Source organism: Achromobacter sp. CF-sbj1-Ac2-l, assembly GCF_052698165.1.
Map to the genome: position 1 here is coordinate 773,418 of NZ_CP199855.1, position 15,721 is coordinate 789,138.

The following is a 15,721-nucleotide window of genomic DNA, read 5'->3' on the forward strand; positions in this document are numbered from 1 at the left end:
CGTCAGGCCGGCGCGGCGGCGCCGGCCGTCGCCGTCCGCATGCGCGAGGACGCCAGCTTCACGCCGAGCAGGATCATCACGAAGCCATAGGCATGGAACAGTTGCGGCGCCTCGCCCAGCAGTGGCCAGGCCAGCAGCGCGGCATACACCGGCACCAAAAACATCGACAGGCCCGCGGTGGCGGGGCCGGCGCGGCTGATCAGCCGGCCGTAGACGTAATACGCGCCCAGGCTCGGCACGACCGCCAGGAACAGCAGGACCGCCGCCAGCCGTGGATCGCTCCAGGGCGGGATGGCGCTGGTGGCGGCCTCGATGCCGGCGAACGGCGCCAGCGCGATCGCGCCGCCCAGCATCATCGCCGCCAGCCGCGCGCCATCCGGCACAGCCGGCTGCGCCAGGCGCTTCTGCAGCACCGTATAGAGCGCCCAGCCGGTGGCGGCCAGCAGCACCCACAGGTCGCCCTGGCCGAACGCCAGCCGCGCCAGCGCCCAGGCGTCGCCGCGCGTCAGCACCACCAGCACGCCGCCCAGCGCCAGCGCCAGCCCGGCGGCGCGCAGGGGCGAGAGAGGCTTGCGCCAGATGACCGCTTCCAGCAGCGCCACCAGGATCGGGCTGCACGAGAAGATCAGCGCGATATTGGTGGCGCTGGTGCTTTGGGCGCCGATGTACTGCGGCGCCACCGCCACGCCCATGCCCAGCACCGCCAGCGGCAGCAGCGTGGGCAGGCCGCGCCACAGCGCCTGGCGATGCCGCAGCAAGGCCGGCGCGGCCAGCGGCAACAGGATCAGGAAGGCGATCAGCCAGCGGCCGAAAGCCAGGAACACGGGGGGAAGGGCGGCGTCGTGGGCCCAGCGGGCGGCCACCATGTTGGAGGCGAAGAGCGCCGGCGCGGCCAGGAGCATGGCGGTGCCGGACAGGCCCAGGCCGGTTCTTGCGGGGACTGCTGCTGCGTGAGACATGATTTCCCGCCGCGCGGATCGGCGCGCGGCACACTGCGGTGGACTACACCGGCGTCGGCGCCGGGTTGTGCCACGGCGCGGGCGCTGGATCCGACGGGCGGGGTAATGCCCGTCTTGATGGAGAGTCTACGACCGGGTCGGGAAAATAGGTTTCCTGATTCCCGCCAATTTAGCGGTATTGAGGGAATATATATCCTCTAGAATCAGCTTTTGCAGGGATAGTCTCTTCTACGGATTTTCCGCCCCGTGTCCACGCCACCCAAAATCGACGAAACCGACCGCAAGATCCTGCGCGCGCTGCGCACCGACGGCCGCCTCACCAACCTGAAGCTGGCCGAGCAGGTCGGCCTGTCGCCCACGCCCTGCTGGAACCGGGTCAAGGCGCTGGAGGACGCGGGCGTGATCGAGGGCTATGCTGCCCTGTTGAACCAGAAGGCGCTGGGCCTGCCCGACACGGTCATGATCGAGGTCACGCTCGAGCACCACGACGATGACACGCTGGCGCGCTTCGGCGAGGCGATCACCCGCCTGCCGCAAGTGGTGGAAGCGTTCCTGGTGACGGGCGAATACGACTACCTGATCAAGGTCGCGGTGGCCGGCACCGAGGGTTATGAAGAGTTCCTGCGCAAGCGGCTCTACAAGCTGCCCGGCGTGCGGCACAGCCGCTCGACCTTCGTGCTCAAGCGCCTCAAGCACACGCCGTCGGTCGAGCCCTGACGGCGCGCCGCTCAGCCGCGCAGGAACGATTCGATGGCGCCGTTGAAGGCGCGCGGGTTGCCCAGGTTCATGCCATGCGACGAGCCGGCAATGTCCACCCGCCGCGATTGCGGCAGCCAGCTCTCCAGCGCGTCGAGCACGGCGGGGTAGGGATCGGGGCTCAACGCGCCGCCGATGAGCAGCGTCGGCAGCGTCAGCGAGGCAATCTCCTGCGGACTCAGCGAGGCCGGCGTCTCGCGGGCCTGGCCGAACAGCGTGCCGGCGTTGTCGCGCACCATTTCCTTGAACCAGGGCACCATGCGTTGCCAGGTGTCCGGCCCGGTCACCGTGTCCACGAACAGCGCCAGGCCTTCTTCCACGGCGCCGTCGCGGATCAGTTCGAGCGCCCGCTGGCGAAAACCGCCCCGGGCGTCGTCGCCGCCAGGCAGCGGCAGGCCGGGGTCGGCCAGCGTCAGGCTGCGCAGTGCGTCGGGGCGGGCCAGCGCGGCTTCCAGGGCCACGCGGCCGCCGCGCGAATGGCCCACCAGATGGGCGGGACCGCCCGCCACCTTGTCGATGAACGCCAGCACGTCGGCGCCGTGCTGCGCCACCGAGAAACCGTCGCCTTCGCCATCCCAGCTTTCGGGCCAATAGCGGCGCAGGCACACCGCCAGCACCCGGAACGAACGGCCCAGCGGCGCCATCTGCGATTTCCAGTAGCGACAGTCCGACAGCGAGCCGTGCACCAGCACCAGGGGCGCCCCTTCGCCGTATTCGGTGTAGGACATGGCATAGCCGCCGATATCGGCGCTTTGCAGGGGCAGGACGGGTTCGGAACGCATCGGGTCGGGGTCGGGAAGGCCAGCCGCGCATTCTAGCCGTTTCACTCCCTCGGCAGCGGCACGCCCGCGCCCGCGGCGGGGGCATTCGCCGGGCTGATAAACTCGATTCCCGATCTTTTTGTCTTGAACGGAGTTCGCCAGATGTCCCTCGCCACCCCCGCCGATCTTCCCGAGTCCGCCCAACGCGTCGCCCGCCTGCTGGCCGAGATGGGCCATGACAAGCCGGTGGTGGTGCTACCGCAGACGGGCAAGACCTCGGCCGAGGCGGCGGCAGGGCTGGGGTGCGAGGTGGCACAGATCGCCAAGTCGATCATCTTCCGCCGGGCCGCCGACGACGCGCCGGTGCTGGTCATCGCCAGCGGTATCAACCGCGTCGATGAGTCCAAGGTCGCGGAGCAGGTCGGCGCGCTGGCCAAGGCGGACGCCAAGTTCGTGCGCGAGATGACCGGTTACGCCATCGGCGGCGTCTGCCCGATCGGTCACGCGGTCAAGCCCGTGATGCTGCTCGACCAGGACCTGTTCCAGTACGACAGCCTGTGGGCGGCGGCGGGGCACCCGCACGCGGTCTTCAACCTGACGCCGCGGCAATTGGCCGCCATGACCGGCGCGCCGGTCGCCGACGTGGCGCAGCGCGCCTAGCGCAGCCTGGAAAGCCCCGCGCCATGGCGCGGGCAGACGAACGCCGCCGCGGGGTCAGTGAGGATTGGCCTCCAGATCGTCGATCAGCACCTGCAGCCGTCCCCGCGAGCAGGCCTCGACCCGGCCCCGCACGCCATACACGGCGGCCAGCGAGGCCGGCGTGATGACGTCGGCCGGCGCGCCCGCGGCGACCAGCCTGCCGCCATGGATCATCACCGCCCGGTCGGCGTGTTGCAGCGCCACGTTCAGGTCATGCAGCACGATCACCGTGATCAGGCCGTGGTCGGCGGTTTCCTGTTTCAGCAGCCGCATCACATGGAACTGGTAATTCAGGTCCAGCGCCGACAGCGGTTCGTCCAGCAGCAGCACGCGCGGCCGCCGCACCAGCGCCTGCGCCAGCCCCACCAGCTGCTTCTGGCCGCCGGACAGCGCGTCCAGGTAGGACAGCGCCAGATGGCCGATGCCCAACCTTTCCAGCAGCCGGTCGATCCCGTGCAGGTCCGTGGGCGGGCCCTCGGCCTCACTGGCGCGGGCCGCCACCAGCACCGATTCGAACACGCGCAGGTGCACGGCGGCCGGCAGGCTTTGCGGCAGATAGACCAGATGGCGCGCGCGGGTGGCGAAATCCATCCGCGCCAGCTCCAGGTCGTTTAGTCGCGCCCGTCCGGCGCGCACCTTCACCAGTCCCGCCAGCGCCTTGAGCAGCGTCGATTTGCCGCTGCCATTGGGGCCCAGCAGGGCCGTGACCTCGCCAGCACCCAGGCGCGGCAAGGACAGGTCGTGCAGCACGTCCGTGCCGCCATAGCCGGCGCTGATGCCGTCGATCGCCAGCGCCGGCGCACGCGTGGCGCCCGTCATGGCAGCCTCCGGCGCAGCACCACCGCGACGAAGAATGGAATGCCGATCAGCGAGGTTACGATCCCGACCGGCACGATGACGCCGGGCGCGAGGTTCTTGGACGCCACCGAGGCCAGCGACAGGATGACGCCGCCCACCAGCGCGCTGCCCGGCAGGAAAAAGCGGTGATCCTCGCCCACCAGCCGGCGGGCGATATGGGGCGCGATCAGGCCGATGAACCCGATGGTGCCGACGAACGCCACCGCCAGCGCCGACAGCAGGCTGACGCGCGCCAGCGCCGTCACGCGCACGCGGCGCACGTCCACGCCGAAACTGGCGGCGCGTTCCTCGCCCAGCCGCAGCGCGGTCAGTTTCCAGGACTGGCGCATGGCCAGCGGCAGCGCCAGCGCGAACGCCAGTCCCAGGGCGGTGACCGTGGTCCAGCTCGAGCGCGCCAGGCTGCCCATGGTCCAGAACACCAGGCTCTGCAGCGCCTCGGCGCTGGCGGTGAACTGCACCAGCGACACCAGCGCGTTGAAGGTGAACACCATGGCGATGCCGAACAACACCACGCCCGAGGTGTTGATGCCGCCCCGGCGTGCCACGCCGTCCAGCAGCAGGGCCGCCAGCATGGCGAACAGGAAGGCATTGCCGGCGATCAGCCAGCCGTCGGGGATGCCGGGCACGCCCAGGTGCAGCACGATGGCCAGCGACGCGCCGAAGGCGGCCGCCGACGACACGCCCAGCGTGAATGGGCTCGCCAGGGGATTGTTCAGGATGGTCTGCATTTCGGCGCCCGCCAGGCCCAGCGCCATGCCGACCAGCGCGGCCATGAGGGCGTAAGGTAGCCGGATATCCCAGACGATCACGCGCAGCGTCGGATCGGCCGACGCCGGCGCGCTCAGTGTGCGCCACAGTTCGCCCCAGCCCAGGCCCGAGGGGCCGAGCGTGAAGTCGAGCAGCAGCCCAATGCAAATCGCCGCCAGCAGCAGGGCGATGAGCCCCGCGCGGCGGCGCAGGATATGCCGGTAGGCGGCGACCGCTGAAGCGGCTTGCGCCATTACTGCAGCAGTTGCAGGCGGCTCTTGGCCGTGTTGGCGGCCGGCGTGGTCGGGTAGTCGCGGACGATGCGCTGCAGCGTGGTCTTGGCGCCGGCGCGGTTGTTCATCTCGATCTGGCTGCCGGCGATCACCAGCAGGGCGTCGGGGGCGCGGGCGTTGTCGGGGGCCTTCTGCACCATGGCGTTCAATTGCTCGATGGCGCCCTTGAAATCCTTCAGCGCGTAGCGGCTGCTGCCCAGGTAGAACTGGGCGCTGGGCGCGAGCTGGCTGGCGGGGTAGAGCGCGGTGAAGGCGGCCAGCGATTCGGACGCCTCCTTGTACTGGCCCTTGCGGAACAGGTCGATGGCGCCGTCGTAGGCGGCCTGCTCCTGCGGGTCGCCGGCCGTGGCGCCCGGCGGGTTGGCGCCGCCTGGCGCGCCGCCCGGCTTATTGGCGCTGGGCTGCTGGCGCGACACCAGTTCGAGCTGGTCGCGCAATTGGGCGATTTCCTGCTGCAGCGCCTGGATCTGGTCGGCCAATTGCAGTTTGGCCCGTTGGCTCTGCTCGTTCTGTTGCTGCACCTGCTGGCGCAAATCCAGGATGGCCTTGCGGGCCTCATCATCGGAGAAAGCGTGGGCGGGCGCCGTCAGGGCGGCCAGCACCAGGCCAGTGGCCGCCATCAAGGGACGCAGGGACAGAACGTTATCGCGCATGAAAATTCCCGGGGATAAAAGCAAACGTCGGGACGGCCGGTTGACCGTCCCGACGCGTGGTGGGGCACTTAACTATACGGAAAGCTTAGCGCTGATAAACGATATCGGCGCGGCGGTTTTCCGCAAAGTCGGCTTCCGACGAGCCAGTCGCCTTCGGCTTTTCTTTGCCGAAGCTGATGGTTTCGATCTGGTTGTCGCTGACGCCCAGCAGGGTCATCATGCGACGCACGGCGTCGGCACGGCGCTGGCCCAGGGCCAGGTTGTATTCGGCGCCGCCGCGTTCGTCGGTGTTGCCTTCGATCTTGATTTTCTGCTGCTGGTGCGAGGCCAGGTAGCGGGCGTGGGTTTCCACCAAGCCGCGGTACTGGTCGGACACCGTGTAGCTGTCGAAGTCAAAGTATACCGAGCGCTGTTGCGCCAGGATGCTTTGGGGGTTGAAGGGATCAAGGATCTGGCCGGAGGCCGAGGATCCTTGGCCAGCGCCTCCGCCCTGACCCGCTTTATCGTCGAGAGGGACGGAGCTGCAAGCTGCCAGGGTGGCGGCCAGAGCGGCGATGGTTAGGCTTTTGGCAATGCGCGACTTCATGATAGTTCCTTTGCAAAGAGAGTCACACGTGTTATCGGGTAAATGGGCCCCAAGTCGGTTCACGTATTTCCCCGTTCAGTACCGAAAGCGTCTGCCGTACGCGACCATCGCTCGAAACACCTGCAAGCACGCTACGTCCGTTTTGGATCGCGGCGTAGAGGACTTGCATGCCGTTCGGCGCGAAGCTTGGCGACTGATCGTCACGACCATCGGTCAACAAGTTCTCCGAGCCGGAGGACAGGTTCAACGATGCGATACGGAACGCGCCGTCGCGTCTGGCAACGTACAGCAGCGTCGATCCATCGGGGGAAATTCGGGGTGAGATGTTGTAACCACCATTAAACGTGAGGCGGCGAGCATCGCCACCGTCCAGGCCGGTTTGGTAAATCTGCGGCCCGCCGCTGCGGTCACTGGTAAAGATAATGGAACGGCCGTCCGGCGTAAAGCTCGGCTCGGTGTCAATCCCGGGAGAACGCGTAACTCGCTTCATATTCGAGCCGCCGGCCGCGCTAACGATGTAAATTTGCGACAGACCGTCACGCGTCAGGGCCACGGCAAGCTGGGTGCCGTCGGGCGACCAGCCGGGGGCGCTGTTGTTGCCCTTGAAGTTGGCGACCGGCACGCGGGCGCTGGTGGCCAGCGTGTGCACGTACACCACCGGCTTGCCGGATTCGAAGCTCACGTACGCCAGCTTGGAGCCATCGGGCGACCAGGACGGCGAGATGATCGGCTCGCGCGAACGCAGGGCGACCTGCGGATTCTGGCCATCGGCGTCCGCCACCTGCAGTTCATAGGTGGCGCCTTGCTTGAGCACGTAGGCGATGCGGGTCGAGAACACGCCGCGCACGCCGGTGATCTTTTCATAGATGCGGTCGGCGATCTGGTGGGCGACGCGGCGCAGTTCCTGCTCGGTGCCGGAGAACGCGACGCCATCCAACTGGCCTTTCTTGACCGTGTCGGCCAGGCGGTAGCGGACGTCGTAGCGGCCGTCGCTGCCGCGCACGATGCTGCCATAGGCGATGAAGTCGGCGCCCTTGGCGCGCCAGTCGTCATGGGCGATGGGCGAATCGACGTTCAGGCCCGAACCGGCCGCGTTGATGAGGCGGAACTGGCCGGTGCGGGTCAGGTCGGCGCGGATCACTTCGGCCAGGGCGCGGCCGTGGGCATCATCCACCGCGAAATCGGCGATGGCGACGGGATATTGGGTGGCGCCGGTGCCGGAGATATCGACACGCAACTGCGCCTGGGCGGGCCTGATGGCCATCAGGCAGGCAAGCGCCAGCAGCAACAGGCCGAATCCATACGATCGCCAGAGAACGAGGGGGGAAGCTCGTCGGCTATGGGCGGGAGTCATAATCAGCAATCTCCTGTCAATCATACATTCTGTACACAACGTCAATGATGGGCTCGTAGCGGCCGGTCGAAGGCTTGGGGAAGGGGTTGCAACGGCGGATGCCGGTCTCGACCGCGCGGTCGAAGCCCGGGTTGCCGGAGGAACTGGTCAGCGTGACCCCGTTAACCTTCCCGTCAGAACCTAACTGTACCCGGTATTGGGCCGTCGGATTGTCCGATCCGCTGCGCGGCGGCGGCGGGTAGGCCACGCCGGGCTGCACGCAGGCGCGCACCTTGGCGCCGTAGCCGCTATCGCGCCCGCCACCGGCCTGGTTGCGGTCGGCGGTGCCGCCGGGAATGCCGGCCGCGCCCAGGGCGTCGTTGCGGAACGCGTCCTTCAGGGCCTTGTCGGCAGCGGCCTTCTTGGCGGCTTCTTCCTTGGCCTTCTTCTCGGCGGCGGCCTTTTCGGCGGCGGCCTTGTCAGCCGCGGCTTTCTCGGCAGCGGCCTTCTCCGCTGCGGCCTTTTCGGCGGCGGCTTTCTCGGCCGCCTTCTTGGCGGCGTCGTCCTTGGCCTTCTTTTCGGCGGCAGCCTTCTCGGCAGCGGCCTTTTCGGCAGCGGCCTTGTCCGCAGCGGCCTTCTCGGCGGCCTGGCGTTCCTGTTCCAGGCGCTTCTTTTCCTTCAGCTCGGCCTGCTTGCGCTCTTCCTCCAAGCGCGCCTTTTCCTTGGCGGCCTCGGCGGCCTGCCGTGCCCGCTCTTCCTGCTCCTTCTTTTTCTTGGCTTCCTGCAGCGCGATTTCCGGATCCACCTCGTCAGGCTTGGGCTGGGCTTGCGGTTCCGGCTTGGGCGGCGGAGGGGGGGGCGGCGGCTCCGGCGTCTTTTCCGGTTCCGGCTGGGGTTGCGGCTTGGGCTGGGGCTTGGGCGGTTCGGGCTGTGGCTGCGGCGGGGGCGAGACGGGCGAATTGCCGTCGGCCCACAACTGCACTTCCACCGGCCCCGGGTTTTCGGTGCGCCAGTTCAGGTTGAAGATCAACACGGCCAGCAGCAGCGCGTGCACCAGCAACGCCAGGACCAGGGCGATCCGGTTGTCGTTGTTGGGCGGCGTGGCCGGGGGGCCGCTGTGGTGTCGAATGATGGGTGGCGTCATGAGCGTTGCAAGCCGGCGGCGCCGGCGGAGGACGTCGCGTTAGCGTTTCTTCGCGGTAGCGGGCTGGTTGCCGCCGGCGGATTGGTCCACCAGCAGGCCCAGGCGGGTGATGCCATTGGTACGCAGTTCGTCCATGACCTTCACGACCGTCTCGTACGGCACCTTGCCGTCGGCCGCGATCACCACCGGCGTTTCCGCGGTGATGCGCGAGCGCACCTGCGCCACCAGTTCGGGGCGGGCGATGTCCTGCAGCGTGGCGCCAGGCTCGCGCATGCGCAGCGCGATCTTGCCGTCTTCCGAAATCTGGACTTCAAGCGGCTTGACCGGGACATCGGACGCCGCGCCCACCGAGGGCAACTGGATCAGGCCCGGCGTGATCAGCGGCGCGGTCACCATGAAGATGACCAGCAGCACCAGCATCACGTCGATGTACGGCACCACATTGATGTCGGCCTTCATGCGGCGGCCGGATCTGCCGCGCGAGCTTACCGAGGGCATTAGCGCACCTGCCGTTGCAGAATGTTCAGGAATTCATCGACGAAGCTGTCGAAGCGGATCGAGATGCGGTCGATGTCGTTGGTGAAACGGTTGTAGGCGACCACCGCGGGGATGGCGGCGAACAGGCCGATGGCGGTGGCGATCAGCGCTTCGGCGATGCCGGGAGCCACCGACGCCAGCGTGGCCTGCTGCATGTTCGACAGGCCGATGAAGGCGTGCATGATGCCCCAGACCGTGCCCAGCAGGCCGATGTAGGGCGAGACCGAACCGGCCGAGGCCAGGAAGTTCAGGTGCGACTCCAGGGCGTCCATTTCGCGCTGGTAGGCGGCGCGCATGGCGCGGCGCGGGCCGTCGAGCAGGGCGGTGGCGTCGGTGCTGGCGTTGCCGCGGCGGGCCTTGAGGAATTCGGTCATGCCGGCGTCGAAGATGCGGGCCAGGGCGCCTTGTTCGTCGCGGCGCGAGGCCACGGCCTGCTGCAGCATCGACAGGTCGCCACCGGACCAGAAGTCATCCTCGAAGCGGCGGGTCTGGGCATGGGCACGCTTGATGGCCAGCCGCTTGGCGAAAATATAGGTCCAGGACATGATCGAGATGCCCAGGAGCATCAGCATGATCAGTTGCACCGGCACGCTGGCGTGCGAAATCAACGAAAGCAACGACATGTCGTTGGTGGCTTGCATGGTTATTCCTGAATTGATTCCAGTTTGGCGCGGACGTCGGCCGGCAGTTCCACCGGCCGCATGTTGACGGCATCGACGCAGCAGACTTGGATATTGCCTTCGGCAAGCAGTTCCCCGTCCCGTTCTGCGCGCTGCGCGAAGTGTATCGAAGCGCGGCCCAGTCGTGTGACCCGGCTGCGTATGGTAAGCAAATCGTCCAGTCTGGCCGGCTTGCGGTACGACATGTCCAGCGAGCGGACGACGAACAGCCGTTGCTCGCTGGCGGCCAGGCCGGACTGGTTGACCCCCAGGTCGCGCAGCCACTCGGTGCGGGCGCGCTCCAGGAATTTTAGGTAGTTGGCGTAGAAAACCACCCCGCCCGCGTCCGTGTCTTCATAGTAGACGCGGACCTGCAGGCGGGATTCGGCGGACTTCGGAACGGTCACGATGCGGGCTTCGATGATGCGGGTCGGGACGCGAAAAGTCCGTAGTTGCTATAAGGTTTACAGCGTGTCGAGTTTCGTCAGCACGGCTTCAAGCGCGGACTCTACCGGAATCTTGGCCGCTTCGGTTTCCCGACGGGCCTGCAATTCCACCACACCGTCGTTCAGGCCGCGTTCTCCAACTGTTACACGGAGCGGCGCGCCGATCAATTCCCACTCGGCAAACATCACGCCGGGGCGGGCATCGCGGTCGTCCAGGATGACGTCCACGCCGCGCGCCAGCAGCGATTCGTACAGTTTCAGGGAGGTGTTACGCACGGTTTCGCTTTTGCCCCAGCCGACCGGGCAGATCACCACTTCGAACGGTGCCAGGGCGCGCGGCCAGATGATGCCGCGCGCGTCGTGGTTCTGTTCGATGGCGGCGCCGACGATGCGGGTCACGCCGATACCGTAGCAGCCCATCTCCAGGACGGCTGGCTTGCCGGTCTCGTCCAGGAAGGTCGCCTTGAGGGCTTCGGAGTATTTTTTACCCAGATAAAAAACGTGTCCCACCTCGATGCCGCGCTGGATCGACAGCGTGCCCTTGCCGTCCGGCGAGGGGTCGCCGGCGACCACGTTGCGCAGGTCGGCCACCAGTTCGGGCTCGGGCAGGTCGCGGCCCCAGTTCACGCCCTGGATGTGGAAGTCTTCGCGGTTGGCGCCGCAGACGAAGTCGGCCATGTTGGCCACGGTGCGGTCGGCGATGACGTGCACCGGGCGCGCAGTGCGCACCGGGCCCAGGTAGCCCGGCTTGCAGCCGAAGTGTTCGACGATCTCGGTCTCGGTCGCGAAACGGAAGCCGGCCAGGCCCGGCAGCTTGCCGGCCTTGATTTCGTTCAGCTCGTGGTCGCCGCGCAGCAGCAGCAGCCAGATGTCGACCTTGCCCTTGTCGCCGTCGGTGGCCAGGACGATCGACTTGACCGTCTGCTCCAGCGGCAGGCCCAGCAGGCGGGCCACGTCCTCGCACTTGGCGGCGCCCGGGGTGGCCACGTCGGCCATCGCCTGGGTGGCCGCGCCGCGCGTGGGGTACAGGCTGGGCGCTTCGGCCAGCTCGATGTTGGCGGCGTAGTCGGAGTCGGCGTTGTAGACCAGCAGGTCCTCGCCGGTGTCGGCGATCACCTGGAATTCATGGCTGCGGGTGCCGCCGATGGAGCCGGTGTCGGCCGCCACTGCGCGGAATTCCAGGCCCAGGCGGCCGAAAATGCGCATGTACGCGGCGTACATGGTGTCGTAGCTCTTCTGGGCGCCGGCTTCGTCGCGGTCGAAGGAGTAGGCGTCCTTCATGGTGAATTCACGGCCGCGCATCAGGCCGAAGCGGGGACGGCGCTCGTCCCGGAACTTGGTCTGGATGTGATAGAAGTTCACCGGCAGTTGGCGGTAGCTGTGGATCTCGTTGCGGGCGATGTCGGTGATCACCTCTTCCGAGGTGGGCTGCAGCACGAAATCGCGCTGGTGCCGGTCCTTGATGCGCAGCAGTTCCGCGCCGTACTGTTCCCAGCGGCCGGATTCCATCCAGAGTTCGGCGGGCTGGACCACCGGCATCAGCAGCTCGATCGCGCCGGCGGCGTTCATTTCCTCGCGGATGATGGCCTCGACCTTGCGGATGACCTTCAGGCCGAGGGGCATGTAGGTGTAGATGCCGCCCGCCAGCTTGCGGATCATCCCGGCCCGGGTCATGAGCTGGTGGCTGGCGACTTCCGCTTCGGAAGGGGCTTCTTTGAGGGTGTTGATATGGTAGTTGGATGCGCGCATGTTTAAAGGTGGCAGCAGATACGTATAATCGACTGTAATTGTATTGAATTCGGTGGGGGTGGCCCATGCTTGACCGCGAAGGCTACCGCCCCAATGTCGGCATCATTCTCGTCAATAGCAGAAACGAGGTCTTTTGGGGCAAGCGTATCAGGGAACATGCCTGGCAGTTCCCGCAGGGCGGCATCAAGTACGGCGAAAGCCCGGTGCAGGCCATGTATCGCGAGCTCCATGAAGAGGTGGGCCTGAAGCCCGAGCATGTCCGTATTTTGGGGCGTACACGCGATTGGTTACGTTATAACGTGCCCGATCACTTCGTCCGGCGTGAGTGGCGCGGCCACTATAAAGGACAAAAGCAGATTTGGTTCTTGTTGCGCCTGGTGGGACGTGACAGCGACGTATGCCTGCGCGCGACGCAGCATCCGGAATTCGACGCCTGGCGCTGGAGCCAGTACTGGGTGCCGCTGGATGCCGTGATCGAGTTCAAGCGGGACGTCTATACCCAGGCGTTGAACGAGTTGTCGGCAATCCTCTTTCGGCGTCACCACGAAACCCGCTACCTGCGTCAGCGCGTGCATGGGCAGCGGGCGGCAGAGAACTTGCCCGAAGGAACGGACGGTCATGCGCATATTATTGGTTGAAGATGAACGGGACATGGCGTCCTGGCTGATGCGCGCGCTCGCGCAGAGCGGATTCGTGCCGGACCACGCGGCCGACGCCCGCACGGCCGAAGCGTTCATGGCGGGCACCGAGTACGACGCCATCGTCATGGACCTGCGCCTGCCCGACAAGCACGGCCTGGTGGTGCTGCGCGAGATGCGCAACCGCGACGATCGCACCCCGGTGCTGCTGCTGACCGCCCAGGGCGCGCTGCAGGACCGCGTGCGCGGCCTCAACCTGGGCGCCGACGACTTCCTGACCAAGCCGTTCGCCCTCGAAGAACTTGAAGCCCGCCTGACCGCGCTGGTGCGCCGCAGCCGCGGCCGCCAGCATCCGCGCCTGCAATGTGGCTCGCTGTCCTACGACAGCGAAAGCCGCGCCTTCACGCTCGACGGCTCCCTGCTGTTCCTGACCCCGCGCGAGCACGCCGCCCTGGCGGCGCTGCTGACGCGCAGCGGCTATCCCGTGGACAAATCGCAGTTGTTCGGCAAGGTCTTCACCCACGACAGCGAAGCCAACCCCGACGCCATCGAGGTGGTGCTGCACCGCCTGCGCAAGAAGCTGGCCGGCAGCGACGTGCGCATCGTGACCGTCCGCGGACTGGGCTACATGCTGGAAAGCGTGGCCAGCGAAGCCGCCGACTCCTGACTCGCTCGTGAGCCTCCGGATTCCAGGGCTGCCGCGAGTCGGCATCCGCGCGCTGCTGATCATCCTGCTGCTGCCCGGCGTGGTGGCGCTGCTGGTCATCGACAGCCTGAACGACTACCGTACCCTGTCCGAGATCACCAACGAGGCCTACGATAGCGCCCTGCTCGAACCCGCCCGCGTGCTCGAGAGCAGCCTGGAGTTCGCGCCCGACGGTTCGCTGCAAGTGGCCACGCCGCTGTACGCCCAGGTCATGCTGGAATCGCGGGCCGGCCTGCGCAAGTATTTCCGCATCGAGCAGATCGACCCGCCCCTGCCGGATGAGTCGCCGGTGCCGGCCGAACAGGGCAAGACCCTGTTGGGCATGCCGGAACTGCCGCGGCCGCCCACCTGGCCGCGCTCCAATGGCCTGCCGGTGTTCTACGACGGGGTCTACCGCAACGATCCGGTACGGGTGGTGTCGCTGGTGCGCGATCTGTACTACCAGGGCGTCCACCGCCAGGTGCTGGTGCTGGTGGCCGAAAGCACGGGCAAGCGCATCGAGGCCGAAGACAGCGCCCGCCGCCAGGAAATCCTGCGCGACGCCCGCATGCTGGCGCTGGTCGTGTTGTTGGTCTGGTGGGGCGTGTCCTGGGCCCTGAAGCCGTTGCGGCGGCTGCGCGCCGACATCCGCAACCGCCGGCCCGAAGACCTGACCCCGCTCGACGCCTCGCGCGTGCCGAGCGAAGTGGCGCCGCTGGTCGACGCCGTCAACCACCACATCGCCCGCTACCGCCGCGTGCTGGACGAGCAGTCGCACTTCTTGGCCGACGCCTCGCACCAACTGCGCACGCCGCTGGCCATCATGCTGACCCAGGCCCAGTACGCCCTGCGAGAGCGCGACCCGGCCCGGGCCCAGGAAGGGTTGCGCGCCATCGTCGACCAGTTGGGGCGCACCCGCCGCCTGACCGAGCAGTTGCTGTCGCTGGCGCATGCCAACCAGGCCGACCAGGTGCCCCGCCAACTGCTCGACCTGAACGCTGTCTCGCGCGAGGTGGTGCTGCAGTACCTGCCGCTGGCGCACGAGAAACAGCAGGACCTGGGGTGGGTGCAGGCCACCAACGAGCAGGGCCACGAGGTCGAGGTCCCGGTCTCCGGCAACGAGGCCGAGCTGCACGAGGCCCTTTCCAACCTGGTGCACAACGCCATCCACTACGCGCCCGTGGGGGCGCGCATCACGGTCTCGGTCGGCCGCCACGGCGATCGCGCCGAAGTGGCCGTGTCCGACAACGGCCCGGGGCTCGATCCGGACCTGCGCGCGCGGGCTTTCGCCCGCTTCGAGCGGGTCGGCACGGACAAACCGGTCACATCCTCCGGTTCCGGCCTCGGATTGGCGATCGCGCGCGCCTACGCCCGCCGCAACGATGGCGACATCGATCTGCGCGACGGCGAACCCAACGCGCAGGGCGGCGTCGGCCTGGCCTCCGTCGTGTGGCTGCCCCTGGCCACCACCGTGTCGCAATATCCCCGGCCTGCCGAAGTGCCCTTCACCGGCGACCAGTAATCGCCAAAGCTTTCAATCTTTCTCCCTGGCCTTCATAGCGCCGCTCGTGGATTCCCATCAGGGATAACCCCCGAATTCAGGGACTCGACAGCGCATAGAAAGCGAATTAGCAGGTTCCATCCTTAACCTGCGAACCGGCCTGTTGTTGAAAAGGCCGGGTGGCGCTCGTTCCGGGCGGCATCCCAGGGGCCCGCACGGCCCTGCTTCAGGAGGATGGAAGTGCAAAAAACAATTAATAGAAAGGACTATTACGGCGGCGCCCTGATGGTCCTAGTCGGATTGGGGGCGATCTACGGTGGTACGGACTATCACATTGGAACGCTCAGCCACATGGGCCCCGGGTTCTTTCCCGCGGCATTGGGCGGCCTGCTCGCATTGACGGGGATCCTGATCGCCATCTCGGCACGCTCCGGCGAGGCCACGCCGCCGGCGCCGGGCGACGGCCACGCGCATGGCCTGCCGGATTTCCGCGGCAGCGCCTGCATCCTGCTGGGCACGCTGGCGTTCCTGCTGCTGGGCCACTATGGCGGCCTGCTGCCAGCGACCTTCGCTATCGTCTTCATCTCCGCCCTGGGCGACCGCAAGAACACGGTCAAGCAGGCGTTCGTACTGTCGCTCGGCATGTCCGTGATCGCGGTGGTGGTTTTCTGGTGGGCGCTGCAACTGCAGCTGCCGCTGTTTCGCTGGGGTTGATGC

At 67.2% G+C, this 15,721-nt stretch carries 18 protein-coding genes; 6 read left to right on the top strand and 12 right to left on the bottom strand.

Annotation, left to right across the window (positions count from 1 at the left end):
- Positions 1-2: 2 nt before the first annotated feature.
- Entirely contained in the window at positions 3-959 is a 957-nt protein-coding gene (locus tag ACUDCK_RS03615; protein ID WP_244976954.1) for a DMT family transporter, read from the bottom strand.
- A gap of 246 nt (positions 960-1,205) precedes the next feature.
- Here ACUDCK_RS03615 and ACUDCK_RS03620 point away from each other — a divergent pair, with 246 nt between their 5' ends.
- Complete coding sequence (locus ACUDCK_RS03620) at positions 1,206-1,676, top strand: Lrp/AsnC family transcriptional regulator (RefSeq protein ID WP_006388732.1); 471 nt, start codon at positions 1,206-1,208, stop codon at positions 1,674-1,676.
- Between the two features lie 11 nt (positions 1,677-1,687).
- Here ACUDCK_RS03620 and ACUDCK_RS03625 read toward each other — a convergent pair whose 3' ends face one another.
- A complete protein-coding gene (locus tag ACUDCK_RS03625; protein ID WP_054503519.1) occupies positions 1,688-2,497 on the bottom strand; it encodes an alpha/beta fold hydrolase in 810 nt (269 codons plus the stop codon).
- Positions 2,498-2,638: 141 nt separating this feature from the next.
- Between ACUDCK_RS03625 and ACUDCK_RS03630 the strand changes: the two genes are divergently transcribed.
- Positions 2,639-3,136 (top strand): YbaK/EbsC family protein, encoded by a 498-nt coding sequence (locus tag ACUDCK_RS03630; RefSeq protein ID WP_049071322.1) that lies wholly within the window; start codon positions 2,639-2,641, stop codon positions 3,134-3,136.
- Positions 3,137-3,190: 54 nt separating this feature from the next.
- Here the strand turns inward: ACUDCK_RS03630 and ACUDCK_RS03635 are convergent, their stop codons facing one another.
- The 10 genes from ACUDCK_RS03635 to ACUDCK_RS03680 form a co-directional block, all read right to left on the bottom strand.
- A complete protein-coding gene (locus ACUDCK_RS03635) occupies positions 3,191-3,994 on the bottom strand; it encodes an ABC transporter ATP-binding protein (RefSeq protein WP_063583243.1) in 804 nt (267 codons plus the stop codon).
- On the bottom strand, positions 3,991-5,034 hold the full coding sequence (locus ACUDCK_RS03640; protein ID WP_064526147.1) for a FecCD family ABC transporter permease: 1,044 nt from the start codon (positions 5,032-5,034) through the stop codon (positions 3,991-3,993). Before ACUDCK_RS03640 ends, ACUDCK_RS03635 begins: the two co-directional genes overlap by 4 nt.
- Positions 5,034-5,726 carry a tol-pal system protein YbgF gene (gene ybgF, locus ACUDCK_RS03645; RefSeq protein WP_049071329.1) on the bottom strand — a complete coding sequence of 231 codons (693 nt, stop codon included), beginning with the start codon at positions 5,724-5,726 and terminating at the stop codon, positions 5,034-5,036. The genes ACUDCK_RS03640 and ybgF overlap by 1 nt, the downstream gene beginning before the upstream one ends.
- Before the next feature lie 85 nt (positions 5,727-5,811).
- Positions 5,812-6,312: a peptidoglycan-associated lipoprotein Pal gene (gene pal / locus ACUDCK_RS03650; RefSeq protein WP_006388738.1), complete on the bottom strand. Its 501-nt coding sequence runs from the start codon at positions 6,310-6,312 to the stop codon at positions 5,812-5,814.
- A 31-nt stretch (positions 6,313-6,343) separates the two neighbouring features.
- Complete coding sequence (tolB, locus tag ACUDCK_RS03655) at positions 6,344-7,666, bottom strand: Tol-Pal system beta propeller repeat protein TolB (RefSeq protein WP_054503522.1); 1,323 nt, start codon at positions 7,664-7,666, stop codon at positions 6,344-6,346.
- A 16-nt stretch (positions 7,667-7,682) separates the two neighbouring features.
- Positions 7,683-8,789, bottom strand: a complete 1,107-nt coding sequence (gene tolA, locus ACUDCK_RS03660; protein ID WP_175168069.1) for a cell envelope integrity protein TolA — start codon at positions 8,787-8,789, stop codon at positions 7,683-7,685.
- A 39-nt stretch (positions 8,790-8,828) separates the two neighbouring features.
- A complete protein-coding gene (locus tag ACUDCK_RS03665; RefSeq protein WP_054503524.1) occupies positions 8,829-9,287 on the bottom strand; it encodes an ExbD/TolR family protein in 459 nt (152 codons plus the stop codon).
- Positions 9,287-9,967: a protein TolQ gene (tolQ, locus tag ACUDCK_RS03670; RefSeq protein ID WP_054503525.1), complete on the bottom strand. Its 681-nt coding sequence runs from the start codon at positions 9,965-9,967 to the stop codon at positions 9,287-9,289. Before tolQ ends, ACUDCK_RS03665 begins: the two co-directional genes overlap by 1 nt.
- Before the next feature lie 2 nt (positions 9,968-9,969).
- Positions 9,970-10,392: a tol-pal system-associated acyl-CoA thioesterase gene (gene ybgC / locus ACUDCK_RS03675; RefSeq protein ID WP_054503526.1), complete on the bottom strand. Its 423-nt coding sequence runs from the start codon at positions 10,390-10,392 to the stop codon at positions 9,970-9,972.
- 57 nt (positions 10,393-10,449) lie between these two features.
- The gene (locus ACUDCK_RS03680; protein WP_054503527.1) at positions 10,450-12,180 is read right to left on the bottom strand and encodes a proline--tRNA ligase; all 1,731 of its coding nucleotides are present in this window, start codon (positions 12,178-12,180) and stop codon (positions 10,450-10,452) included.
- A 65-nt stretch (positions 12,181-12,245) separates the two neighbouring features.
- On the opposite strand from ACUDCK_RS03680, the gene ACUDCK_RS03685 reads away from it, so the two are divergent.
- The 4 genes from ACUDCK_RS03685 (at position 12,246) to ACUDCK_RS03700 (ending at position 15,718) form a co-directional block, all read left to right on the top strand.
- Positions 12,246-12,818: an RNA pyrophosphohydrolase gene (locus tag ACUDCK_RS03685; RefSeq protein ID WP_006392918.1), complete on the top strand. Its 573-nt coding sequence runs from the start codon at positions 12,246-12,248 to the stop codon at positions 12,816-12,818.
- Complete coding sequence (locus ACUDCK_RS03690) at positions 12,799-13,485, top strand: response regulator (protein ID WP_020925157.1); 687 nt, start codon at positions 12,799-12,801, stop codon at positions 13,483-13,485. The genes ACUDCK_RS03685 and ACUDCK_RS03690 overlap by 20 nt, the downstream gene beginning before the upstream one ends.
- Positions 13,486-13,492: 7 nt before the next feature.
- The gene (locus ACUDCK_RS03695) at positions 13,493-15,025 is read left to right on the top strand and encodes a sensor histidine kinase (protein WP_231133066.1); all 1,533 of its coding nucleotides are present in this window, start codon (positions 13,493-13,495) and stop codon (positions 15,023-15,025) included.
- A 213-nt stretch (positions 15,026-15,238) separates the two neighbouring features.
- Positions 15,239-15,718 (top strand): tripartite tricarboxylate transporter TctB family protein, encoded by a 480-nt coding sequence (locus ACUDCK_RS03700; protein WP_054503528.1) that lies wholly within the window; start codon positions 15,239-15,241, stop codon positions 15,716-15,718.
- The last annotated feature ends 3 nt before the right edge of the window (positions 15,719-15,721 follow it).